Annotated in this window: 26 protein-coding genes; all 26 read left to right on the forward strand. The window is 38.3% G+C overall.

Features of this window, described 5'->3' with window-relative positions; translation table 11 throughout:
* Window positions 1–137: 137 nt before the first annotated feature.
* The 26 genes from rpsU (at window position 138) to AC6CHS_RS01860 (ending at window position 25,489) form a co-directional block, all read left to right on the forward strand.
* Window positions 138–314, forward strand: a complete 177-nt coding sequence (gene rpsU / locus AC6CHS_RS01735; protein WP_010650937.1) for a 30S ribosomal protein S21 — start codon at window positions 138–140, stop codon at window positions 312–314.
* 15 nt (window positions 315–329) lie between these two features.
* A complete protein-coding gene (locus tag AC6CHS_RS01740; RefSeq protein WP_036572509.1) occupies window positions 330–776 on the forward strand; it encodes a GatB/YqeY domain-containing protein in 447 nt (148 codons plus the stop codon).
* A gap of 242 nt (window positions 777–1,018) precedes the next feature.
* The gene (locus AC6CHS_RS01745; RefSeq protein ID WP_498233734.1) at window positions 1,019–2,347 is read left to right on the forward strand and encodes an NfeD family protein; all 1,329 of its coding nucleotides are present in this window, start codon (window positions 1,019–1,021) and stop codon (window positions 2,345–2,347) included.
* A gap of 37 nt (window positions 2,348–2,384) precedes the next feature.
* Window positions 2,385–3,377: a flotillin-like protein FloA gene (gene floA / locus AC6CHS_RS01750; protein ID WP_106896966.1), complete on the forward strand. Its 993-nt coding sequence runs from the start codon at window positions 2,385–2,387 to the stop codon at window positions 3,375–3,377.
* Between the two features lie 31 nt (window positions 3,378–3,408).
* A complete protein-coding gene (locus tag AC6CHS_RS01755; protein ID WP_498233735.1) occupies window positions 3,409–3,924 on the forward strand; it encodes a YqfB family membrane protein in 516 nt (171 codons plus the stop codon).
* A gap of 158 nt (window positions 3,925–4,082) precedes the next feature.
* Window positions 4,083–4,364: a sporulation protein YqfC gene (gene yqfC / locus AC6CHS_RS01760; RefSeq protein ID WP_036572516.1), complete on the forward strand. Its 282-nt coding sequence runs from the start codon at window positions 4,083–4,085 to the stop codon at window positions 4,362–4,364.
* Between the two features lie 22 nt (window positions 4,365–4,386).
* Window positions 4,387–5,613 (forward strand): sporulation protein YqfD, encoded by a 1,227-nt coding sequence (gene yqfD, locus AC6CHS_RS01765; RefSeq protein WP_498233736.1) that lies wholly within the window; start codon window positions 4,387–4,389, stop codon window positions 5,611–5,613.
* A gap of 2 nt (window positions 5,614–5,615) precedes the next feature.
* Entirely contained in the window at window positions 5,616–6,581 is a 966-nt protein-coding gene (locus AC6CHS_RS01770) for a PhoH family protein (RefSeq protein WP_498233737.1), read from the forward strand.
* Window positions 6,582–6,696: 115 nt separating this feature from the next.
* On the forward strand, window positions 6,697–8,838 hold the full coding sequence (locus tag AC6CHS_RS01775; protein WP_498233738.1) for an HD family phosphohydrolase: 2,142 nt from the start codon (window positions 6,697–6,699) through the stop codon (window positions 8,836–8,838).
* 1 nt (window position 8,839) lies between these two features.
* Window positions 8,840–9,304 (forward strand): rRNA maturation RNase YbeY, encoded by a 465-nt coding sequence (ybeY, locus tag AC6CHS_RS01780; RefSeq protein ID WP_498233739.1) that lies wholly within the window; start codon window positions 8,840–8,842, stop codon window positions 9,302–9,304.
* Window positions 9,294–9,653 (forward strand): diacylglycerol kinase family protein, encoded by a 360-nt coding sequence (locus AC6CHS_RS01785; protein WP_498233740.1) that lies wholly within the window; start codon window positions 9,294–9,296, stop codon window positions 9,651–9,653. Before ybeY ends, AC6CHS_RS01785 begins: the two co-directional genes overlap by 11 nt.
* Window positions 9,654–9,944: 291 nt before the next feature.
* Window positions 9,945–10,847, forward strand: coding sequence for a GTPase Era (era, locus tag AC6CHS_RS01790; RefSeq protein WP_498234536.1), 903 nt, complete (start codon window positions 9,945–9,947; stop codon window positions 10,845–10,847).
* Between the two features lie 94 nt (window positions 10,848–10,941).
* Complete coding sequence (locus AC6CHS_RS01795) at window positions 10,942–11,085, forward strand: YqzL family protein (RefSeq protein ID WP_081779328.1); 144 nt, start codon at window positions 10,942–10,944, stop codon at window positions 11,083–11,085.
* A gap of 42 nt (window positions 11,086–11,127) precedes the next feature.
* Window positions 11,128–11,871, forward strand: coding sequence for a DNA repair protein RecO (gene recO / locus AC6CHS_RS01800; RefSeq protein ID WP_498233741.1), 744 nt, complete (start codon window positions 11,128–11,130; stop codon window positions 11,869–11,871).
* A 339-nt stretch (window positions 11,872–12,210) separates the two neighbouring features.
* Window positions 12,211–13,089, forward strand: coding sequence for a glycine--tRNA ligase subunit alpha (gene glyQ, locus AC6CHS_RS01805; protein ID WP_106896957.1), 879 nt, complete (start codon window positions 12,211–12,213; stop codon window positions 13,087–13,089).
* A complete protein-coding gene (glyS, locus tag AC6CHS_RS01810) occupies window positions 13,090–15,174 on the forward strand; it encodes a glycine--tRNA ligase subunit beta (RefSeq protein WP_498233742.1) in 2,085 nt (694 codons plus the stop codon). It abuts the gene before it with no gap.
* Window positions 15,175–15,262: 88 nt separating this feature from the next.
* Window positions 15,263–15,892 (forward strand): transcriptional regulator CcpN, encoded by a 630-nt coding sequence (gene ccpN, locus AC6CHS_RS01815; RefSeq protein ID WP_498233743.1) that lies wholly within the window; start codon window positions 15,263–15,265, stop codon window positions 15,890–15,892.
* Between the two features lie 20 nt (window positions 15,893–15,912).
* Window positions 15,913–16,716: a pyruvate, water dikinase regulatory protein gene (locus AC6CHS_RS01820; protein WP_498233744.1), complete on the forward strand. Its 804-nt coding sequence runs from the start codon at window positions 15,913–15,915 to the stop codon at window positions 16,714–16,716.
* Window positions 16,717–17,200: 484 nt separating this feature from the next.
* Complete coding sequence (dnaG, locus tag AC6CHS_RS01825) at window positions 17,201–19,018, forward strand: DNA primase (RefSeq protein ID WP_498234538.1); 1,818 nt, start codon at window positions 17,201–17,203, stop codon at window positions 19,016–19,018.
* A gap of 29 nt (window positions 19,019–19,047) precedes the next feature.
* The gene (gene rpoD / locus AC6CHS_RS01830) at window positions 19,048–20,172 is read left to right on the forward strand and encodes an RNA polymerase sigma factor RpoD (RefSeq protein WP_498233745.1); all 1,125 of its coding nucleotides are present in this window, start codon (window positions 19,048–19,050) and stop codon (window positions 20,170–20,172) included.
* A gap of 99 nt (window positions 20,173–20,271) precedes the next feature.
* Window positions 20,272–20,802, forward strand: coding sequence for a hypothetical protein (locus tag AC6CHS_RS01835; RefSeq protein ID WP_498233746.1), 531 nt, complete (start codon window positions 20,272–20,274; stop codon window positions 20,800–20,802).
* 103 nt (window positions 20,803–20,905) lie between these two features.
* A complete protein-coding gene (gene cccA / locus AC6CHS_RS01840; RefSeq protein ID WP_498233747.1) occupies window positions 20,906–21,301 on the forward strand; it encodes a cytochrome c550 in 396 nt (131 codons plus the stop codon).
* Window positions 21,302–21,404: 103 nt separating this feature from the next.
* On the forward strand, window positions 21,405–22,130 hold the full coding sequence (locus AC6CHS_RS01845; RefSeq protein ID WP_498233748.1) for a tRNA (adenine(22)-N(1))-methyltransferase: 726 nt from the start codon (window positions 21,405–21,407) through the stop codon (window positions 22,128–22,130).
* Window positions 22,108–23,226, forward strand: coding sequence for a Nif3-like dinuclear metal center hexameric protein (locus AC6CHS_RS01850; protein ID WP_498233749.1), 1,119 nt, complete (start codon window positions 22,108–22,110; stop codon window positions 23,224–23,226). The genes AC6CHS_RS01845 and AC6CHS_RS01850 overlap by 23 nt, the downstream gene beginning before the upstream one ends.
* 32 nt (window positions 23,227–23,258) lie before the next feature.
* Window positions 23,259–24,572 carry a DEAD/DEAH box helicase gene (locus tag AC6CHS_RS01855; protein ID WP_498233750.1) on the forward strand — a complete coding sequence of 438 codons (1,314 nt, stop codon included), beginning with the start codon at window positions 23,259–23,261 and terminating at the stop codon, window positions 24,570–24,572.
* Window positions 24,573–24,595: 23 nt separating this feature from the next.
* Window positions 24,596–25,489 carry a deoxyribonuclease IV gene (locus tag AC6CHS_RS01860; RefSeq protein WP_498233751.1) on the forward strand — a complete coding sequence of 298 codons (894 nt, stop codon included), beginning with the start codon at window positions 24,596–24,598 and terminating at the stop codon, window positions 25,487–25,489.
* The last annotated feature ends 14 nt before the right edge of the window (window positions 25,490–25,503 follow it).

A 25,503-nucleotide genomic window follows, 5' to 3' on the forward strand; every position in this document is an offset into this window, starting at 1 on the left:
TATGCAAAACTTTAACAGAATGTAAATAATTTGTTGACCAATAACTAGGAATATATTATACTTTAACAAGGCATGTGATAGCAGATTACATATGCCGGTACAATTCTTTTTTGTGCTTCGGAGGGAGGGAAATTAGCATGTCAAATACAACTCGCGTTCGTAAAAACGAGTCTCTTGAGGATGCTCTTCGTCGCTTCAAGCGTAGTGTGTCAAAAAGTGGTACACTGCAGGAATATCGCAAGCGTGAACATTATGAAAAACCTAGTGTTAAGCGTAAGAAGAAATCTGAAGCTGCTAGAAAGCGTAAATTCTAAAGTGGGTGCAAGAGCATGGGATTACTTGAACAGCTGAATCAAGATATGAAGCAGGCAATGAAGCAGAAGGATAAAGAAAAACTGAGCGTTATCCGTATGGTTAAATCTTCATTGCAAAATGAATCAATTAAGCTTGGTAAAGACTCAATTAGTGAGGATGAAGAATTAACAATCCTTTCAAGAGAGTTAAAGCAAAGAAAAGATTCCCTCCAAGAATTCAAATCAGCTGGACGCGAAGATCTTGTTAAAAAACTTGAAGTTGAAATCAATATTTTGCAAGAATATATGCCGAAACAGCTTACAGAAGAAGAGCTTGAGGTAATTGTTCAGTCAACGATTCGGGAAGTTAACGCAACATCTAAGAAAGATATGGGTAAAGTGATGAGTGCTGTCATGCCAAAGGTTAAAGGTAAGGCAGATGGCTCTCGGATTAACAAACTCGTACAACAGCATTTGGACTAATTTAAATAAAAAAAATCCCTGCTAGCATTAGCAGGGATTTTTTTTATACGAACTTTTCTTCTCAACAATATTTTTTGTAACTTGTATCAATTATTAATTGTAGTCTAAGTAAGTTTGTTTAAAATTTACAAACAGTCTCGAATATATGATACTATTTAGAGGAGTATAAAGAAAAATGAAACTTTACTCCTTACGATTCCGTATATATAAAGAGGAACAGTTTAGAGGAGGTGAATCCTATATTGTCAAGAAAGAGGCTGCTACCATACATAGTACTAATATTTTCCGTTTTATTTTTATGTACCCCTTTTATAAAAAGCATTGCTCATGCTGATAATGGGGCAGGTAAAACAGTTTATGTGATTCCTATTGAAAAGGAAGTAGAACGGGGACTGGAAGCTTTTTTGAAAAGAACGACAGATGAAGCTGTCGAACAGGGTGCAGATCATATCATCTTTGAAATAAATACACCAGGCGGTCGAGTGGATTCTGCTGGACAGATAGCAGGTCATTTACAGGCGTTGGAAATACCAACTACATCATTCGTAGTAAATGAAGCATTGTCCGCTGGCTCATACATTGCATTAAATACGGATACAATATACATGCGTCCACAAGCGACCATGGGTGCAAGTGGTGTTATTACTTCTGATGGAAATGCTGCAGATAAAAAAGCACAATCTGCGTGGCTTGCATCGATGCGAAGTGCTGCGGAGTCTAAAGGTAGAGATCCGCTATATGCAGCTGCCATGGCAGATCCAAGTATTGATCTATCCGAGTACGGTGCAGGAGAGGGAGAGTATTTAACCTTAACTCCAAGTATTGCAACAGAAGTTGATTATTCAGAAGGTACGGTTGATGACAGAGTAGAACTATTAAATGAGCTTGGTCTTTCTGACGCTACTATTGTTGAAAAAGAAACAACAATTGCTGAGGAGGTAGCTAGATTTCTGACCAATCCTATTGTTATTCCTATCCTACTATCAGTAGCCAGTCTAGGCTTGATTGTAGAACTCTATTCTCCAGGTTTTGGTGTACCAGGATCCATGGGCATTATCGCGTTAATCTTATTTTTCTATGGCCACTTTGTAGCAGGTTTGGCGGGTATGGAAGCCATGATTCTTCTCCTACTAGGAGTTGTGTTACTAATTGTAGAATTTTTTGTCCCTGGGGGAATTCTTGGCTTATTGGGAATTGGCGCTATCATTGGATCTCTGCTGATGTCTGGGTATGACATTGGCCATATGTCTATGAGTATCGCAATAGCCTTTATGGTCGCTGTTATTGCCTCCGTCATTTTATTTAGAAGAATTGGCCTAGACAAAGGGGTCTTTCGCCATATCATTCTAAGAGACCAAACAACTACTGAACTGGGATATGTGTCGACAGCAAATCGCTTAGAGCTATTAGGGCTGGAAGGTAAGACGGTTACGCCACTTCGTCCTGCCGGTACAGCAGTGTTTGACAATGAGCGTCTCGATGTAGTGTCAGAAGGTAGTTTTATTGAAACAAACCGAAACGTGAAGATCGTTAAGGTAGAAGGAGCTCGTATTGTAGTTAGAGAAATCTAACTTTAATAAATAAAAACAATTAACAGGAGGAACTTACATGGAAATACAAGATCTAATGCCGTTAATTATTATAGCGGTAATATTGATTGCAGTAGCAATTTTATTTACTTTCATACCCGTGATGCTATGGATTAGCGCACTAGCTGCCGGTGTGAAAGTGGGCATCTTTACATTGATTGGTATGCGTCTTCGTCGTGTTGTGCCAAATCGTGTTATTAACCCATTGATTAAAGCACATAAAGCCGGGCTTGATGTGACAACGAACCAGCTTGAGAGTCATTACCTTGCTGGTGGTAATGTGGACAGAGTAGTTAATGCGCTAATTGCCGCTCACAGAGCAAATATCGAGCTTCCTTTTGAACGAGGAGCAGCTATTGACCTTGCTGGGCGTGACGTACTGGAAGCTGTACAAATGAGTGTAAATCCTAAGGTGATTGAAACGCCATTTATTGCCGGTATTGCGATGGATGGGATTGAAGTAAAAGCAAAAGCGAGAATTACAGTTAGAGCAAACATTGACCGTTTGGTCGGTGGTGCGGGCGAAGAAACTGTTATTGCCCGTGTTGGTGAAGGTGTGGTAAGTACAATTGGTAGCTCAGAAGCTCATACTAAAGTACTGGAAAATCCGGATTCCATCTCACATAATGTGTTAAATCGTGGACTTGATGCTGGTACAGCGTTTGAAATCCTTTCGATCGATATTGCAGACGTGGATATCGGGAAAAACATTGGAGCCATTCTGCAAACTGATCAGGCAGAGGCTGATAAAAACATCGCGCAAGCAAAAGCCGAAGAACGTCGTGCAATGGCTGTTGCACAAGAACAGGAAATGGTTGCTAGAGTACAAGAAATGCGTGCTAAAGTGGTAGAAGCAGAGGCAGATGTTCCATTGGCTCTTGCAGAAGCATTACGTTCAGGAAATCTTGGAGTAATGGATTATATGAATTATAGAAATATTGATGCAGATACTGACATGCGTGACTCGCTTGGTAAATTGTCTGAAAATCACGATGACAACGATCAAAACTAAGCGCTTTGGTAATAAAGGAGGCGTTTTGTAAATGGATGCTATATCCAATTTAATGGAAGCAATTTTTGGCAATATTTTCATCCTAATTGCCATTGTTGCCGGTATTATTGGCTTTTTTAAAAATGGATCTGATAATAAGGGAGAACAGCAGTCTCCCAATCAGCCCCGGCCAACTTCAACACCGTCGGGAAGAACGAATATGCCGAGCCAAAGAACATCTACTTCCACAAACACTCAACATAGCACAGTAGATACTTCTTCTGTTGAGGAGAAGCATCAGAGCCAACTTGATCAGTTGGCTGATAGGTATGCTACAACTAAGCGCTCTGCAAAAAGCATTCCAGATAATCTGCAGAGAAGCTCCTCGTTGAGGGAAGTAAAGGAAAAGAAAGAAGAACAGTTATCTACCAAACAAAAAAAGTTTAAGAAACGGTTCGACCGCAACCTCACAAAGCAAGGTGTTGCAAATGGGGTAATCATGGCTGAGATACTTGGACCACCAAGAGCTAAGAAGCCTTATCGAAGTGTAACGTCAGAAAGAAAATAATAGATAATCCAGAATGAGGAATATATCCTTCCTTGTTCTGGATTTTTTTATTGGAATTTTATTTTGTAAATGCCCCTTAAGACAGGTTGTTTTCTACGTTTCCAGTTCTTATTAAAGTATTGGAAACATAAATATGTAGAGGAGAGGGGGCTGCATCTGTGAAGAAATTGCAACAAGGGATTCGCCCGTGGTTAATAAAATATCTTGCGCTTCCTTCTGATATAGTGCTTGAACTTCCACGCATCACCATTATAGGACAGTTACATGTCTACATTGAGAATCATAAAGGCCTGGCCACATATTCTGAAACAGAGCTTAAGCTGAAAATAAATAAAGGATTTATTCAAATAACGGGATCGGGCTTTGTATTAAAGATGATGCTACCGGAAGAAATCTTATTAGAGGGCACCATTCAGGAAGTGAAGTTTGTACCAGAATAACTAGGGTGTTAAGGGGGAAAAAATGAAACAGGTACAGGATTCTTATCTGACAGGTTATGTTACATTATCCGTCACAGGTGAAAAGCCTGAGCTTTTTTTTCAATATTGTACAAGCGCTGGAATAACGGTCTGGAATGTTAGAAAGAAAGCACCTGATAGGTGTGATGGTAACTTAAAGCTACGGGACCTTAAATATCTTCGTAAACTTAATAAACAAACCAATTACAAATTAAAGTTTACCGATAGAAAAGGCTATCCCTTTCTATTACGAAGATTTGTTAGACGTAAGGAATTATTACTTGGCATAATCCTTAGCATGTTTCTTATTTTATTTCTCTCTAATATTATTTGGGAGGTTAAAATAACGGGGGTTCCTAAGGATATTGAAGAAAAAATTAATAAGCAGCTACAAAGTGATGGTATACATCCAGGGGCTTGGATTTTCTCATTAAAGTCCCCAAATGAGATTCAACAGAAATTAGTTAAGGATGTGCCTGAGCTATTATGGGTAGGTGTGGAGCAAAAAGGGACAACCTTCTCTCTCGAAGGGGTAGAGAAAATCATTGTCGAAGAAGAAGAGCCTATAGGACCAAGGGATCTAGTAGCAACCAAAAAAGGGGTCATCAAGAAAATGTATGTCTCAAATGGGCTAGCAATGGTTCAAGTAAACGATTATGTGAAACCTGGTGATAAGCTTGTTTCAGGTGTTATAAACGAGACAACTACAGAAGATAATAAGGAAGAAGATAAAAAGAAAGAAGCAAAAAAAGAGCTAGTAGCAGCTGAAGGTGAGATTATTGCAACTACTTGGTATGAAGTGAACGTAACAGCTCCATTGGAAACAAGCTATGAGAGCTTAACAGGAAATAAAGAAAAAAAATTCTTCTTAAAAGCTGGGAATTTCCATTTGCCAGTATGGGGATTTGGTACACCAGATTACAAACATATTCATAGGGAAATAAATCAGAACAAGATCAAATTTTTAAAATGGGAGTTGCCTGTACAATTTATTGAAACCACTTTGAATGAAAAAACGTATACTAGTGTAGAACGTTCTCAGGAGGAAGCGGTTAAAGCAGGAATTGAGCAGGCAAAACAAGAGTTGGCACTCCAACTTGGCCCGGATGCCGTAATCGTTTCCGAAAAAGTTTTGCATGAAACAATCGAGAATGGTAAAGTTAAATTAAACTTATATATTAACGTTGAAGAGAACATTGCAAAAGCCCAACCTTTAACTCAAGGAGATTGATTATGTCAGAGAACCTAACGGAAATTGATTTACAACTCAACAGTCCAAATGAAGCGTTAGCCTTGTTTGGAACAAACGATAAATATCTTCTTCAATTGGAAGAACAGTTAAATGTTTCTATTGTTACAAGAGGAGAAGTCGTTCGCGTATCAGGAGATGAGACCAATATTACGCTTGTGCAGAACATACTCTTAACCATGTTATCTCTTATTAGAAAAGGGTTAACCATTTCTGAACGCGACGTCGTATATGCTGTTGACCTGGCAAAAAAAGGTAAGATTGATCAGTTTGAAACTTTATTTGAGGATGAGATAACTAAAAATGTTAAAGGGAAATCCATCCGTGTCAAAACACTTGGTCAAAAGAAGTATATTGCATCCATTAAAGCAAATGATCTTGTGTTCGGTATTGGACCAGCAGGAACCGGTAAAACGTATCTAGCAGTTGTAATGGCTGTACATGCTCTAAAAAATGGCAATATCAAGAAGATCATCTTAACACGACCAGCTGTAGAAGCAGGAGAAAGCCTAGGTTTCTTACCTGGTGATCTAAAAGAGAAAGTTGATCCATACCTTCGTCCCTTGTACGATGCTTTACACGATGTTTTGGGAGTAGAACATACGCAAAGGTTAATCGAACGAGAAACAATAGAAATTGCACCTCTTGCTTATATGAGGGGGAGAACATTGGATGATGCTTTTGTCATTTTAGATGAGGCTCAAAATACAACACCTGAACAAATGAAAATGTTTTTAACAAGATTAGGCTTTGGTTCAAAAATGGTTATTACCGGTGATGTCACCCAGATAGATCTTCCAAAAGGGAAAAAATCCGGATTACAGGCTGCTGCACAGATGCTTGATCAAGTAAAAGGTATTTCTTTTACCTATCTGGAGCAAACAGATGTTGTCCGTCATCCTCTAGTACAACGTATTATAAATGCGTACGAAAAAGGGGAATCAAGCTAAATAAGACCCTGAGAAGGGTCTTATTCTCTATTCGTTTTAAAATACAAATTATGCAGAACTACTAAAAAGGGATATTCAGTTTTTCTATTGAGATGGATGTGGGGGGGGAGAGAAATTGAAAAAGAACAAAGGGTTAAATAAGAGGGTTTATCGAAGTTTAAGAAAGAACTGGTTTCTTATATTAATAGCGACAGTGTTGATTGCCGTTTTCTTCTTCTTCATAACACTGGGAAACGTACATACAGAAGTATACAATATAGAACGGTTTGCAAATGCCACGGAAACAATCCGTTCTCCAATCACCATAGAAAATGAACAAGAAACACAAAGAAAAACGAGAGAGACCGTCCAGTCTGTTGAAGACAGGTTCAATATCTCAGAAGAAATTACAGAGGAGCGTCTATCTTATACGAACGAGGTTTTTGAAGCGATTTCAAAGCTTGAAGAAGAGAATTCCAATACTGAAGAGAATAATGAAGATGCAACAAGGGTACCGCTGACTAGTCAGGAAAAAGTGCAGCGTTTAAAGCAGATTCTTTCAGATGAAATTACAGAGGAGTTGAGCGATGCTACGCTATCAAGTCTTGTGAACATGCCCGAAGAGCAGCGTGGAAAAGGCAAAGAAATACTGCTTGAAGCATTAAATGATACCTTTGAAACGGGTGTAAGAACAGAAAGCTTAGCTAGTGCTAGATCAAATGCCAAGGAAATTATTGCATATTCCTCATTAAATGAGAATGTTACAGAAGTATTATCAGAATTAGCAAACTTCGCTGTAGTGGAAAATTCTATCTATGATGCAGAGAATACAAGCGAAGCACGTAAAAACGCTGCTAGTAGTGTAGAGCCGGTGATGATACGAGCTGGTGAAGTGATCGTGCGTGAAGGCCAAACCATTACAAATGAAGTTTACGAAGAAATGAAGCTTGTTGGATTGCTTAATAATGAGCGTAATATATACCCCATCATTGGCTTAGGCTTCTTAGTCATTTTACTATCCTGTTTTGTAGCGTATGAAATGAATTGGGTTACAAAAAAGTTTCATGCAGATAAGCGTAAAATTGCTTCCATTGTGCTGATAAGTGTCATTGTTGTTTCTTTGATGAAAATCGTTAGCTTATATACGACACAAAGCAATCAGTTATTCTTTGTAGTTCCGTTGGCGACGGGTGTGCTGCTCATTAAACAATTAATCCATGAGCGCTCAGCTATTGTTTTGAGTGTAATATATGCCACTTTGGGAAGCATTATTTTCAATTATCAAATTCCAGGCTCACTAAATATTGAAGCTGGTATTTATTTTTTGCTATCACAGCTAGCAGCTATCATTTTCCTTATGAATGTGAAGGATCGTTTGGCGATTTTGAAGGCCGGAGCAGGAATGTCTATTGTAAATATTGTAACACTACTATCATTTGTATTTCTATCCTTCGAAAAATATGCTATTGGAGATATATTTATTCAAACAGCATATGGAATCGGAGCGGCTTTCTTGTCAGCAGTATTAACTATAGGGTTATTACCATTTTTTGAGACCGTCCTTGGTATCCTTTCTGATATCAAATTGTTGCAGCTTTCTAGTCCTAATCAGCCATTGCTAAAAAAACTGTTAACAGAAGCACCTGGGACCTATCATCATTCAATTATGGTTGCTAATCTCAGTGAAACAGCGTGTGAAGCGATTGGAGCAAATGGTTTGTTAGCGAGGGTCGGGGCATATTATCATGACATGGGGAAAACCGTAAGACCGCATTATTTTATTGAAAATCAGCTAGCCATTAAAAACCCACATGATGTGATTAGTCCGAAGCAAAGTGCAGAAATTATTATTAGCCATCCTTATGATGGAGCTGAAATGCTACAAAAATATCGCATACCAAAAGAGATCATTGATATTGCATCCCAGCATCATGGAACAACACTATTGAAATACTTTTATTACAAAGAAAAGGATAAAAATAAAGATGTGAAGGAATCCGACTATCGTTATCCCGGGCCCAAACCCCAGACAAAAGAAGCTGCCATTATTTGTATTTGTGATTCTGTTGAGGCAGCTGTTCGATCTTTAAAAGAGCCAACTGAGGAAAAAATTGAGGATATTGTGGCCTCCATTATTAGAGATAGAATGACAGATGGGCAGTTGGATGAAAGTCCATTAACGCTACAGGATTTAAATTTAGTACAACGTACCATCTGTGATACACTCAAAGGGATATTCCATTCAAGAATTCAATACCCAATGAAGGAGGCAAAATAGTATGTATATTGATTTTCATGACAGTACTAATACAGTGGATAGTGATTATATTGACATGCTTCAACAACTTATAAGATTTGCAGCAAAAGAGGAAAAAATCTCTACTGAGGCAGAAATGTCGATTAATTTTGTTGATAACGATGAAATTCAGGAGCTGAACAGAAATTATCGACAAAAGGATGTACCTACAGATGTCATCTCTTTTGCGATGCAGGAAACGGTTGAAGGTGAGTTAAACATCGTTGGCGATGAGATGCCACTTATTCTTGGTGATATCGTCATCTCTGTTGATAAGGCGAAAGAACAGGCTGACGATTATAATCATTCACTTGAGCGTGAATTAGCATTTCTCACACTTCATGGCTTTCTTCATTTGCTAGGATATGACCATATTAGAAAAGAAGACGAAGTGGTTATGTTTAAAAGACAAGAAGAAATCTTGGGTGCATTTGGCATTGAAAGATAATCGAAAGTCCATTGGCTTTAAATTTGCTTGGAATGGTATTATAAGTGTGGTGAGGTCGGAAAGAAATTTCCGAATTCACCTGCTTGTAACTGCTATTGTCATCATGACTGGGTTGGTTATGCAATTGAGCCAGGTAGAATGGTTATTTATTGTAGTAGCGATAGGTAGCGTTTTAGTGACGGAATGTGTGAACAGCGCAATTGAAAAAATGCTTGACTACCTTAATCCAGAGATTCATCCAAAAGCAAAAATTGTGAAGGATCTGTCTGCGGGGGCAGTGTTGCTTTGTGCTATCATGGCGGCAATTATAGGGTTGGTTGTTTTTATCCCTAAAATAGTGGGTATATAAAGTCCCGAGGAGGGGCTTTTTTCACGTAGGTAAGTAAATACATTTTATTTTGGAGAACTCTAATTCCAAGAGCCAAATGTAAAAGGAGATTATTTTCGCTAAAAGTCGAGCGAAACCCTGTTTTTTCTAATTTGACTTATAATTTAAAGCTTTTCAATAGGCACTGACGTAATAAGAGAACGTGTAATATTCTTGCAGAAGATAGAAAGTTTTTAAAGGTTTTGTCGATTATATGAAAGTAGCTAGTATTTGTAGTATGATAATAAAAAGAAATCTCGTCTTGGAGGAAACATCATGGAAAATTTCAAATCAGGATTTGTAGCAATCATCGGTAGACCCAATGTGGGGAAATCAACGTTTATGAACAAAGTAATTGGACAAAAAATTGCTATTATGAGTGACAAAGCGCAAACCACAAGAAATAAGATTCAAGGGGTACTCACACAGGATGACGCCCAAATTGTCTTTATCGACACCCCAGGGATTCACAAACCAAAGCATCGCCTGGGAGATTTTATGGTCAAGACAGCGGAAAACACGCTTAATGAGGTGGATTCTATTTTATTTATGATTAATGCAAAAGAAGGATATGGCAGAGGAGATCAGTATATCCTCGATATGCTACAAAATGTAAATCGACCAGTCTATCTTGTTATAAATAAAATAGATCTGATCCACCCTGATGACCTTTTCCCTCTAATTGAGCAATACAAAGGGAAATTGCAATTTGAAGAAGTCATCCCTATTTCGGCGCTTGAAGGAAATAATGTGACCCACTTACTAGACGTTTTGAAAGGTAATTTGCCTGAAGGTCCTCAATACTATCCCGAGGATCAGGTGACGGATCACCCTGAACGTTTTATTATTACTGAACTGATTCGAGAAAAAGTATTGCAATTAACAAGAGAAGAGATACCCCATTCCATAGCTGTTGTCATGGAAAACATGGAAGAACGGGATAATAACTCGCTGTTTATTCAAGCGACCATAGTGACAGAAAGAAAGACACAAAAAGGCATTCTAATTGGTAAACAGGGGAGCATGCTGAAAAATATTGGAAAATATGCTAGACAAGATATTGAAGCATTACTTGGATCAAAAGTTTATCTCGAACTTTGGGTAAAGGTAAAAAAAGACTGGAGAAACAAACAAAATCAGCTTCATGAATACGGGTTTAGAAGCGACGAATATTAAACATGGTAAATTTTTATACTAATTGTTTTAGCTCGTGTGGTCATTCTAATTAATGAGTTACATTTTCAAACTAAAAAGAAAGGTGGGGTTTCTTGTGATCGACTTAACCTGGAGAGTTTTTAGTCAGACGGGAAACATTGAAACCTATTTATTAATGAAAGAGTTGGAAAATGAACCAAACAATACTATTACTGGACAGACGGAGCAGGAAGAAACTTCAATGGATTCACAGCTTTAGTAGGAAAACTTGGGCACATTCCGTTAGAAAAGGGGAAGGTCTGTGTTAGAGAAAATAAATGGCTTCGTAATTAAAACGACGGATTATGGTGAAACCAATAAGATAGTCACGATCTTTAGTAAAAAGGTAGGCAAGTTCTCTCTCTTGGCAAAGGGTGCTAAAAAACCTAAAAGCCGAATGGCTGCCGTTACGCAGCCATTCATTTATGGTGAATTTTTCGTTTATCTAAATAGTGGGTTAAGCACCCTGCAGCAGGGAGAGGTTCTTCATTCTCTGCGCGCGATACGAGAAGATATTGTAAAAACCTCTTATGCCGCTTATATCTCTGAATTGCTGGATAAATTAATGGACCAAAAAAGTCCGGACATCAATATATATGATGAATTCGAGCGGACTATGCATTGGATTGCAGAAAAAGAAGATCCTGTAATTCCCATAATGATGCTGGAAATGAAACTCTTTCAAAAAGGTGGTTTTGCTCCAACTGTTGACCGTTGTGCCAATTGTGGGAGAAAGCAAAGCCCTTATGCTTTTTCCATACAAGAAGGTGGACTTCTCTGTAAACAGTGTCGCTATTTAGATGGCGCAGCAGTAGAGCTTCCAGATTCCGTCACACGGCTTTTGTATGTATTTTCAGCAGTTAATTTAGACCAGGTCGGATCTATCTCGGTAAAAGAGGAAAATAAAAACCTCCTTCGACAGTTGTTGAACAGTTACTATGATGCATATGGGGGTTTTTATTTAAAATCAAGAAAATTCCTATCACAGATTGACTTGTTCTCATAAGGGATTCAACTTGACAAGACAGGAGTTTATGACGTATTATTTTTACATATTTCATTGTGAATAATAGCTACAGTGATAGAGATTAGTACTTTTTGGGATCTGTGCACAGCGAATTCGGGATCGTGTAAGCCGAATGACAGTACATAAAGGAATGGCACCTCTGGAGTAGTTCCAATAAAGTGGCTCATTCTTGCTTGAGCAAATAGGGTGGAACCGCGGCTAAAACCCGTCCCTATGTCTATACAATAGACATAGGGACGGGTTTTTTGTACGCTAGGAAAGGAAATTTATAGCCAAAAAGCTATGACATGTCAATTGATAAAACGGAGGTTTGTGACAATGAATATTCAAGAAATGATTTTGACTTTGCAAAAGCACTGGTCAGACCAAAATTGTATTATCATGCAAGCATATGATGTGGAAAAAGGTGCTGGTACGATGTCACCCATGACATTATTGAGAAGCCTTGGACCAGAACCATGGAATGTAGCATATGTAGAGCCATCAAGACGGCCAGATGACGGCAGATATGGAGAAAACCCGAATCGCCTTTATCAGCACCACCAGTTTCAGGTGATCATGAAACCATCACCTGATAATATTCAGGAGCTATATCTAGAGTCACTTAAAAAACTTGGGATTGATCCTTTAAAACATGACATTCGCTTCGTGGAAGATAACTGGGAAAACCCTACATTGGGTGCAGCGGGGCTTGGTTGGGAAGTTTGGTTAGATGGAATGGAAATCACACAATTCACGTACTTTCAACAAATTGGTGGTCTAGAAGCGAGTCCGGTTACAGTAGAGCTTACTTATGGCATTGAGCGCCTCGCATCATACATCCAAGATAAAGAAAATGTTTTTGACCTTGAATGGACAAAAGGTGTAACAGTAAAGGATATCTTTTTCCAGCCAGAATACGAGCATTCTGTCTATACGTTTGAGCAGTCGAACACAGACATGCTGTTTCAGTTATTCGAAATGTACGAACAAGAAGCAAAGGTAACGATGGAGAAAGGTTTAGTCTTTCCTTCATATGATTATGTCCTTAAGTGTTCACACACCTTTAATTTACTTGATGCCAAAGGAGTCATATCCGTGACCGAAAGAACGGGGTACATTGGAAGGATACGTAATCTTGCCAGAAGCATTGCAAAGGCATATGTAGCGGAACGGGAAAGGCTTGGTTTCCCTATGCTTCAAAAGGAGGAGAAGTAAATGGCAAAGGATATCTTACTTGAAATCGGACTAGAAGAACTACCTGCCAGGTTTGTCGATGATGCAGAAACCCAACTAAAAGAGAAGACGGCAAGTTGGTTTGAAGAACAACGGATTGCTTTTAATTCTATTAATAGCTATTCTACTCCCAGAAGGCTTGCAGTCCACATTACAGGGGTAGCTGAAGAGCAGGAAACTATCGAAGAAGAAGCAAAAGGACCTGCTGAGAAAATTGCCAAAGATGAGAGTGGTAATTGGTCTAAGGCAGCTATAGGCTTTACTAAAGGACAGGGAAAAGATGTCTCCGATATTTATATCAAAGAAATGAAAGGAACAAACTATATTTATGTCTCAAAAGTGATTAAAGGAAAGCCAACATATGAGCTACTTCCGGCATTTCAGTCCATTATTGAGTCCATCCAATTTGGTAAAAACATGCGTTGGGGAACGCAATCATTACGTTATGCAAGGCCGATTAGATGGATTGTTGCTTTATTTGGCAGTGAGGTAATTCCATTTGAAGTAGCAAGCGTGATAACAAGTAATGTCACATACGGCCACCGCTTTCTAGGAGATAAAATCACACTAACAAATCCAGAAGAGTATAAGGGGAAACTAGAAGAGAGTTATGTGATTGTTGATACACGTGTAAGGGAGAAGATGATTCTAGATGAAATAGAGTCAGCTGAAGAGGAGAATGGTTATCAAATACCAGTCGATAAAGAATTACTTGCAGAGGTTCGAAACCTTGTTGAATACCCAACACTCTTTATTGGATCTTTTGAAGAACAGTATTTAAAGCTTCCTTCTGAAGTACTCATCACATCTATGAAGGAACACCAACGATACTTTCCGGTTAAATCAATGGAAGGCGAACTATTGCCTCATTTCGTAGGAGTACGTAATGGTGATTCAAACGGCTTACAGACGGTTATAAAAGGAAATGAGAAAGTGTTACGTGCTCGTTTATCCGATGCAGCTTTCTTCTACAATGAAGACAAAAAGCATTCCATAGACTTTTTCCAAGAAAAATTGGGTAAGGTTGTTTTCCAGGAAAAACTTGGCACAATAGGAGATAAAACAAAACGCATTATAGGTATTACAGGGGAATTAGCAAAACGGCTTGACAGCAACGAAGAAATTACAAAGCAGGCATTAAGAACTGCAGAAATTTGCAAATTTGACCTTATGACGAATATGGTAAATGAATTTACCAAGCTTCAAGGGATTATAGGCGAAAAATATGCACTTCACTTTGGAGAAAAAGAACAGGTTGCCAGCGCTATAAAAGAACATTACTTACCTGTGCAAGCAAACGGTACACTACCTGATAGTGAGATTGGCGCAATGGTTAGTGTAGCAGATAAATTAGATACCATAGTGGGTTGCATTGCCATAGGGCTTACGCCAACAGGCTCACAGGACCCATATGGACTAAGGCGTCAAGCTCTTGGTGTAATGCGTATTCTTGAAGCAAGAGGATGGAATATTACGCTTGAGGAATTACTGACTATCACTGTACAGCTACTAAAGGAAACCGGTATTCAGATAAAAGAAGAAACAGATGTACACAAAGAACTACATTCTTTCTTTACAGCTCGCGCCAGCTTTATCTTGAAAGAAGTAGGAGTCGAACAAGATATAACACAGGCTGTATTGCATGAGGAAATTGGCAATGTGTCTTACACTATTTCAAAAGCACAAGCATTGTCTGCAGTTAGAATAGATGAAGCATTCAAGCCAGTACTAGAGGCGCTTGTCAGACTCTTGAATCTCGCCAAGGAAGAAAAGCCTGGTAATGTGGATACGAATTTATTTGAAACAGATTCTGAAAAAAAATTGTATCAGAACTTCCAATTGGTGCAAGAGAAATATCAGGATAAAAAAGAGGGGAAAGAGGCAAAAGCTGCATTAGACGTTCTTTCGACCCTTTCTGAATCTATCCATGAATTCTTTGAACATAACATGGTCATGGCCGACGATGAAAATATCCGTGCCAACCGCTTAGCACTTGTTCAGCAGATTGCAATGCTGATTAGAGACTACGCTGATCTTGCAAATATTGAATGGAAGCAGCATTTCTAGTAACATTTGTTGCTATATTTTCTTTTTCTTTGTGTATAAGCTATAATATGATGCAAGTATGCAATATTGATCGCCAGGTGGTGGCTTGATGGAATTATCGAAAAGACAGGAACGAATTATAGAGATTGTAAAAGAAGCTGGACCGATAACTGGTGAAAACATCGCAGAAAAATTAAGTCTGACACGTGCAACATTAAGACCAGATCTGGCCATCCTGACGATGGCCGGGTTTCTTGATGCTAGACCGCGAGTAGGCTATTTTTTCACAGGGAAGACAGGATCGGAGTTACTTACAGAACAAATCAAAAAATTTAAGGTTCAGCAGTTCCAGCATGTTCCGATTGTGGTAAAAGAAAGTGTGTCTGTGTATGACGCCATATCAACCATGTTTCTTGAAGATGTGGGGACATTGTTTGTCGTGGATGATCAGTTTTGTTTAACTGGTGTTTTATCCCGTAAGGATTTATTGCGAGCAAGCATTGGACAGCAGGACTTAAACAGTGTGCCAGTACATATTATTATGACCAGGATGCCGAATATAACAGTCTGCAGAAAAGAAGATTTATTGATTGATGTTGCGATGAAGCTGATAAATAAGCAAATAGACGGAATTCCTGTTGTACGGGACACAAAAACGGGCCTTGAAGTCATTGGCCGAATTACCAAGACTACTATTACTAAGGTATTTGTCGAGCTGATTACAAATGACCAAGTTTAATATATGAAGGGGGCATATGGATGACATTGACACCGATTGTATACGTTATTTCAGACTCTGTCGGAGAAACCGCTGAACTTGTAATCAAAGCGGGGCTTAGTCAGTTTAATAATGGAGAGTATAAAATACATCGGATCCCTTATGTAGAGGATACTGGTACAATTGATGAAGTAATGCAACTGACGAAAGAGAATAAGGGAATGATTGGATTTACTCTAGTTGATCCAGTTTTAAGAAAGTACGTAAATGATCAGGCTGTGGAGATGAATATTGAAGCCATAGATATCATGGGTCCTATGCTTGCTTCTATGGAACGTGTTTTTGATAACTTGCCGAGGATGGAAGCAGGGCTTGTTCATAAACTCGATGAAGATTACTTTAAGAGAGTTGAAGCTATTGAATTTGCTGTTAAGTATGATGATGGCCGTGATGCAAGAGGAATTGCACGTGCTGATATCGTCCTGATCGGTGTTTCTCGAACTTCCAAAACACCATTGTCACAATTTCTTGCACATAAGCGATTAAAGGTAGCCAATGTTCCTATTGTTCCAGAAGTTGATCCACCAGAAGAACTCTTTGAGGTACATCCTGATAAATGTATCGGGTTGCGGATTAGCCCAGATAAATTAAATGAAATAAGAAAAGAGCGATTAAAGGCACTCGGACTTGGTGGGCAGGCTACATATGCCAATATAGAGAGGATACATCAGGAGCTTCGTTATTTTGATGATGTTGTCAATCGGATTGGCTGTAAAGTAATTGATGTTTCGAATAAGGCTGTCGAAGAGACGGCGAATAATATATTACAATTAATTCAGGATTAAGGAGATAACAATTTAACATTCTATTCATTAGATAGAATGTTTTTTGTTACGACTTTTAATTAAATTAATGTGCTAAACTCTGGCGTTTTTGGTTAAAGTGTATTATAATCGTAATTTGTGTAAAGATATATATAGAAACAATCGTTCTATTTATATGACTGGTGCATATTCTGAAAAGTAAAACATTCAATTAAAAGAAGGATTCTTTATGGAATATGTAGAAATAGTGTAAAGCAAGTAACTATTTAGTTCGTTTTAATTCGTTTAACCTTGTTTTAGGATAGTCATTATTACGGAGCTTCATACCTGAATTTGATGGAGTAAGTAAAATAACAAAATAATTGCACGTGTTATTTGCAACTAATCCTTCTCAGAGATACTTCGCAAAAGAAGGAATTTTTTCTCCGTAAAGAAAAAATATTGTCGAATAATGAAGGATTTTCTTTCTTATACGACGAATAGTAATGATAGTATGGTGATGTCAATGGCAAATCAAATTCCCGAAACAGTAATCGAAGAAATTCGACAAGCTAATGATATTGTGGATGTTATCGGGGACTACGTTCAATTGAAAAAACAAGGTCGGAATTATTTTGGGCTTTGTCCGTTTCATGGAGAAAAGTCTCCTTCCTTCTCCGTAACACAGGAAAAACAAATATTTCACTGTTTTGGTTGTGGTAAGGGAGGCAATGTTGTAACCTTCCTAATGGAAATGGAAAGTTATTCTTTCTATGAAGCACTACAATTCTTAGCAGACAGGTCTGGCAAGGAATTACCTGACACGGAGATTAAAAAAGAATCCTCCTTATCACAGGAAAGCCAGAGCGTTCTGTCCGCTTATGAATGGGTTACAAAGCTTTACCATCACTTATTACGATATGCGAAAGATGGCAAAGAGGGATACCACTATTTACAAGCTAGAGGGTTGGCAGAAGAGGCAATTGATGCATTTCAGTTAGGTTTTGCACCAAATGCAAAGGACTTTACTGCTGAATTCCTAGAAAAAAAGGGGTTTCATAGACAAATCCTTGTCAAAGCAGGTTTAGTTTCGCTTCTGAATGATAATAGTGTAAGTGACCGGTTTCGGGGCAGGGTGATCTTTCCAATCCGAAATCATTTGGGGAAAACAGTTGCATTTGCCGGGCGAGCTTTAGGGGAAGGTCAAGAACCGAAGTATCTAAATAGCCCAGAAAGTGATTTATTCCAAAAAGGTAAGCTACTGTTTAACTTCGATTTAGCTAGAAAGTACATTCGCAAAGAAGGCGAAGCAGTTTTGTTTGAGGGATATATGGACGTTATATCCGCCTACCAGGCCGATGTCAGAAATGTAGTTGCTACAATGGGAACATCGCTGACGGAATATCAAGCGAAATTGTTAAAACGTTATGTGAACACGGTTATTATTTGCTATGACGGAGATAATGCTGGTGTCGAAGCAACGAGCAAAGCCGCTGATTTGTTGCGCACTGTTGGTTGTGAAGTGAAAATAGCAAGATTAAAGGATGGACTTGATCCAGACAGCTTTATTCAGAAATACGGCAAAGAAGCCTTCCAGAATGAAGTGATAAAAGCAAGTGAGACCTTTATCGCGTTTTATATGCGATATCACCGTCAAGCGTATAATTTAAATCTTGAAGGTGACCGCATTAAGTATATTGAAAAAATGCTTGAGCAGCTTGCGATGATTGATAGTCCAGTGGAACGGGAATATTACTTAAAAGAGTTAAGTAAGGAATTTGACATATCACTGGATACTTTAGCTGGTGAGTTACAGTCATACCAAAGTAGAAACGGCAGAGTGAAGGATAAGAGCGAAAAGAACAGATATACTAATAATGGAATAGTATCTGTTCGAAGCAAAAAATTACTACCTGCTTTTCAAAATGCTGAGAAAAAACTCATTTCATATATGTTACAGGACGCATCCATTGCTGAAAATGTTCGTGAAGAGCTTGGGGCGGCATTTAATGTGGATGAGCACAAAATTATTGCTACCTATTTATACGCTTTTTATGAAGACGGTCATACAGCCGATGTAAGTTTATTCATTGAACGGCTAACTGACCAAAAGTTAAAGCAGCTGGTGATTGAAATTGCAATGGCCCCTGTTTTTGAAGATATCAGTGATAAAGAGATCAACGATTATATTAGAGTGATTCGTACGCAAGCAAATGATGTGACGGACATTCAATCGTTGAAAAATCAACAAGTAATGGCTGAGAGGCAGAATGATCCATTAAAAGCAGCTCAGATTGCTAAACAAATCATGGAAATACGAAAACAATTAAAGAATACGAATTAATTTAACGTAGTCTGGAAGGAGGGGGACTCATGGCCGAAAATAAGCCTTCAGAAACCAAAGAAAATAATGAGCCTGAACTAACCATTGAACAAGCAAAAGATCAATTACTTGAGATGGGGAAAAAGCGTGGTGTGCTGGCATATGAGGAAATAGCTGATCGCCTATCCAATTTTGTAATCGAATCTGATCAAATGGATGAATTTTACGAGTACCTTGGAGAACAGGGTGTCGAGATAATTGGTGAATCCGAAGATGATCCGAACATGCAGCAAATTGCTAAGGAAGAAGAATTTAACCTTAATGATCTGAGTGTCCCACTAGGAATCAAAATTAATGATCCTGTTCGTATGTACTTAAAGGAAATTGGACGAGTGGATCTTTTGTCTGCTGCGGAAGAGATTGATCTTGCAACAAGAATTGAAAATGATGAAGACGAAGCAAAGAGACGACTTGCTGAAGCAAACCTTCGTCTAGTTGTAAGTATTGCTAAACGTTATGTTGGACGAGGTATGCTATTTCTCGATCTGATCCAAGAAGGAAACATGGGTCTGATGAAAGCTGTTGAGAAATTTGACTACCGAAAAGGATTCAAATTTAGTACGTATGCAACTTGGTGGATCCGCCAAGCTATTACGCGTGCTATTGCCGACCAAGCCAGAACCATCCGTATTCCGGTTCATATGGTTGAAACCATTAACAAGCTTATCCGGGTACAACGTCAATTACTACAGGACTTGGGTAGGGAGCCTACACCAGAAGAAATTGGTGAAGAAATGGAACTCTCACCAGACAAAGTTCGTGATATCTTGAAAATTGCACAAGAGCCTGTATCATTAGAAACGCCAATCGGTGAAGAAGATGATTCACATCTTGGCGACTTTATAGAAGATCAGGAAGCAGTGTCACCATCAGATCATGCTGCCTATGAATTATTAAAAGAACAGCTGGAAGACGTACTTGACACACTAACAGATCGTGAAGAGAACGTATTACGTTTACGTTTTGGACTTGACGACGGACGAACTAGAACGCTTGAGGAAGTCGGAAAAGTCTTTGGAGTGACACGTGAGAGAATCCGTCAGATCGAAGCTAAAGCTCTAAGAAAGTTAAGACATCCTAGCCGAAGCAAACGATTAAAGGATTTCCTTGATTAAATAGTAGTACGGTCATTGTACATGCTGCATGTTCAATGGCCCCTCCTATTACTATAAGGAAAAACGCTCTTTTAGCATTCTTTTATGGGAGTGTGAGGGATGTCAGAGGATAGAATTGCTACTATTGTGAGAGAGATTAACTACTGGAAAGAACACCACTTGCTTCCTGATACATACTGTGATTTCCTACTTGCGTTATATACCAATGGCGAAGGGGTTACAGGGAAGGAAAATAGCGCTAAAAAACGACCTAAGAATAGCTTGCAAATTATTTTAGTGTCTATTTTGTTACCGTTCTCATTCTATGTTCTTTATTTTACGCAAATAGACCTGTTTTTGCAACTTGGTATGTTACTCCTTTTTCTATGCTACAGTGGCTGGACGTATGCCTCTATGAAAAACAGGGATAATACACTCTATCACGCAGGTTTAATTACAAGCTTATTTCTTATATTCTTAATAACGTTGACAATTGGGAAGTTACTTCACTTCCACGATATTTATACTAGTTTGTTTTTTGCAGTTAACTTCTGTTCTTGGATCTTGATAGGAAAACGCCAACGACTTAAATATTTAGTTTATACGGGTATAGTTGCTCTATTATTTACTTGCCTTTACATTATTTTGTGAATTTTAATAGGTAAACTCTTTAAACAATTTGGTTTTTCGAGTAAAATATAAATAGTCTTTTCTAGCGAAATAGAATATGGGGATTACATAAGGAGGAAACGCAATGAGAAGAAACCCAGTTATCCCATATGCATTAATAGCTCTATTGGGAATACTTGCTGTAATTGTTATATCTGTTATTGGTTTGGACCAACGTGAACAAATTCACCAGGCTGAAGAAGGAGAACAAACCGAAGAAGGCGGGGAGTCTTCTGAGGGAGAGTCTAGTGAAGGAGAAACATCTGAAGACCCAGAAGCAATCTTTAAATCTAATTGTTCAAGCTGCCACGGTGCTGACCTATCCGGTGGAGTAGGACCGGATTTAACACAGGTAGGAAGCAAATTGTCAGAAGAAGAAATACATGATGTTATTATTAATGGTCGCGGTTCTATGCCAGCAGGAATGGCAACAGAACAAGAAGCGGAAGTCTTGGCTGCTTGGCTTGCCGAAAAGAAGTAGTTTTAACGATATGAAATCCAGATAGTTAAGCTTTCTGCCAATTACGACAGAAAGCTTTTCTTATTACCTAGAAATTACGATATAATAGAAAGTTGAGATAGTTATGTCATTTAATATCAATTTATCTGAAAGATTAAAGAAAGTAGCTTCTCTATTACCAAAAGAAGCATTTTTTGCAGACATAGGTTCGGATCATGCCTATTTACCATGCTATGTGTGCCTGCAGGATCATTCTGCTCAAGCGATTGCTGGAGAAGTAAATGTAGGCCCTTATGAGAGTGCAGTCAAAACAGTAAAGCAATTTAACATGAATGATCGTATTGATGTACGGTTGGGAAATGGATTGGCAGTACTTGAAAAAGAGGAAGTAGACCAATTAGTTATTGCAGGGATGGGCGGTTCGCTTATTCGTAGTATATTGGAAGACGGTAAAGATAAGCTTGGTTCGGTTAAGCAAATCATTGCGCAGCCAAATATAGATGCTAGAAGTGTAAGAAAATGGTTTCTAGACAATGATTACATAATTGAAAATGAAGGTATTCTAGAAGAGAATGGTCATATATACGAGATATTATCCGCCAAACGAGACGATACGTCTTCACCTTACCAAGATGAGCTACTTGAAAGACAGCTGCTCTTTGGACCATATTTGATGAAGGACCGGAACGTAGCATTTTTTAAAAAATGGCGTCACGAGTATGAGAAGCTACAACGCGTTCTTTTGCAAATGGAGCGAGCAAAAGTGAAAGACGAGATTAAAATAAAACAATTTACTCAAGAGTTAAAATGGATGGAGGAGATAATCAATGACGAAAACAAAGATCACTAATAAAAATGTTTTTGCTGCGATGGAAAGACTTGCTCCAAAATCACTAGCTTACGATTGGGATAATGTCGGTTTGCAAGTTGGCTCTTTTAGTACGCCTGTTAAAAAGATTATGGTAACATTAGATGTATTGGAAGAGGTAGTGGACGAAGCTATTGCAAAAAATGTGAACTTAATCATAGCTCACCATCCATTGTTGTTTAAACCAGTCAAACAGCTCAATACAGATACACCACAGGGGCGTGTGCTGCACAAGCTATTACAACATAATATAACCGTTTATGCTGCACATACAAACTTGGATATTGCTGAAGGTGGAGTGAATGATGTACTTTGTGAAAAACTAAAAATAAATAACACAAAGGTTCTTATAAAAGAGAGAACAGAAACACTTTATAAATTAGTAGTTTATGTACCTCAAACACATCAAAAAGAATTACGTGAGGCCTTAGGAAAAGCAGGAGCAGGTCATATCGGTAATTACAGCCACTGTACTTTTCAAACTATGGGGGAAGGGACATTTAAACCATTAGAAGGGACAAACCCTTATATTGGATCCCAAAATAAAATGGAGTTTGTTCCTGAGGTTAAAATAGAAACCATTGTTCAAGAAAGTCTGCTAAATAAGATTCTTGCTGCCACGATTTCCGCACACCCATATGAAGAGGTGGCCTATGATATCTTCCGATTGGAAAATGAAGGAAAGAAATATGGCCTCGGCAGAGTCGGCACATTGAAAGAGGAACTAAGTCTACAAGAATTTAGTTCACTAGTTAAGAAGCAATTAGACATACCTGGGGTACGTGTTACAGGCGACCTTGACCGCCCGGTAAAAAAAGTTGCTGTTTTAGGCGGAAGTGGAGAAAAATATATACGGGCTGCACGCAACGCTGGAGCTGATACTTTTGTTACGGGTGACATGACCTTCCACACTGCTCAGGATGCTTGGCAAACAGGTCTTGCTATTATTGACCCGGGTCATTACGCTGAAAAAGTAATGAAAGAAGCCGTTGTTCAATACTTGGAAAATGAATTTAGTGAAAATGGTATTGAACTATTGGCATCTACTGCCAATACAGATCCTTTCACGTTTATTTAAAATAAAAATTTGTATAAAGGAGTTCTATTTGAATGGAACAAAACAACTTTAGTGAATTCTCTTTTCACCCAATCATGCAGAATGTTATAGAGCGATTGGGTTTCAAGGAACCGACAGAAATACAGAAAAAGGCTATACCATCAATTTTAAAAGGGACCAGTGTTATTGGACAGTCACGTACTGGTTCTGGTAAGACCCATGCTTTTCTACTGCCCATGTTTAATCAGATTGACACGAACAAGAAAGAAGTACAATTTGTCATTACTGCTCCCACTAGAGAGTTGGCAACACAGCTTTATGATGAAGTGAAACGTATTATCCATTATGCTGATAGGGAAAAGCAATGGGTTGCGAAATTACTAATTGGCGGAACAGATAAACAGAAAATGGCAGAAAAATTAAAACAGCCACCGCATATTATTGTTGGAACGCCTGGTAGAATTCTTGATTTAGTGAAAGATGAAGCAGTATCCATTTATTCTGCAAAATCTTTTGTCGTAGATGAAGCAGATTTAATGTTAGATATGGGATTTATTACGGATGTCGACCAATTATTGGTTCGGTCAGCAAAAGATATTCAACTTTTAGTATTTTCAGCGACTATTCCCCAGCGCCTACAGCATTTCTTTAGAAAATATTTAGAGAATCCGTTATATATAAAAATAAAAGATCATTTTTCGCCCGAAACGATGGAGCATCAACTAATTGCCCTAAAACACCGTGATGAAGCACAACTTCTTTTTGAAATTTCCAAAACGATCCAACCCTATCTAGCCATTATCTTTACAAATGGAAAAGAAAAAGCGAACCAGTTGGCAGATTCTCTACAACAAAAAGGGTTAAAAGTTGGTCTTATTCATGGTGGATTAGCACCCAGAGAACGAAAAAGGGTGCTTAAAGAGATCCAAAGTCTCCGCTATCAATACATCGTTGCAACAGATTTAGCATCACGAGGAATTGATATAAAGGGTGTCAGTCATGTGATAAATGCTCAGCTTCCAAAAGAAGAAGATTTTTATATTCATCGAGTTGGACGAACTGCTAGAGCCGGTATGGAAGGCACGGCGATTAGTATTTACCAGGATGATGATATAAAGCTCATTCAAAAGCTAGAACAAAAAGGGCTTACTTTCACTTATACAGATCTCCGTAAAGGGGAGTGGACGGAAGCAAAACCTTGGAATCAACGTAAACTTCGAACGAATACAACAACAGATGTGGAACAAGAAGCCTGGAAACGTGTTAAAAAGGCTAAAAAAGTAAAGCCAGGGTATAAAAAGAAAATGAAATATCAACAGACCAAGATAAAAAGAGAGATGACACGTAAAAATAAATTTAAAAAATAAAATAACGTGGAGAGGTGCTTAAGTTGTTGAAGATAGGATCACATGTTTCAATGAACGGGAAGAAAATGTTATTAGGATCAAGTGAGCAAGCAGTTTCATATGGGGAAAACACGTTTATGATATATACAGGAGCCCCACAGAATACAAGAAGAAAGCCCATCGAAGAATTAAATATTTCAGAAGGGCTCGAACATATGAAGCAACATGGAATACAAGACCTTGTAGTACATGCTCCATATATTATAAATATTGGTAACACAACAAAGCCACAAACCTTTGATTTAGGTGTTAACTTTCTGCGTAGCGAAATTGATAGGACAGCAGCACTCGGTGCAAAACAAATTGTATTGCATCCCGGCGCCCACGTAGGTGCAGGGCCTGAAGAGGCAATCAAGAAAATAGTCGAAGGTTTAAATGAAGTATTAGAAAAAGAAAAAGATGTACAAATTGCATTGGAAACGATGGCTGGCAAAGGGTCTGAGATTGGACGAACCTTTGATGAAATCGCCAAAATAATTGATGGTGTCACCCATAATGAAAAGCTCTCTGTATGTATGGACACTTGCCATATCCACGATGCAGGATATGACATTGTAAATGATTTTGATAGTGTATTAAATGAATTTGATAAAATTATCGGAGTCGATCGCATTAAAGTTGTCCATGTAAATGATAGTAAAAACGAAAGAGGGGCACATAAAGACAGGCATGAGAACATCGGCTTTGGCCATATTGGGTTTACGGCTTTACATAAAGTCATACACCATCCGCAATTAGAAGAATTACCAAAGATTTTAGAAACCCCTTTTGTTGGTGAAGATAAAAAAGATAAAAAAGCGCCATATAAACATGAAATTGATATGATCAAGTCCGGCGAATTTAATGATAATCTAAAAGAAGAAATAATGGGAAACTAACATGATTGGCAGGA

Source organism: Oceanobacillus sp. GQ8, from assembly GCF_059758495.1.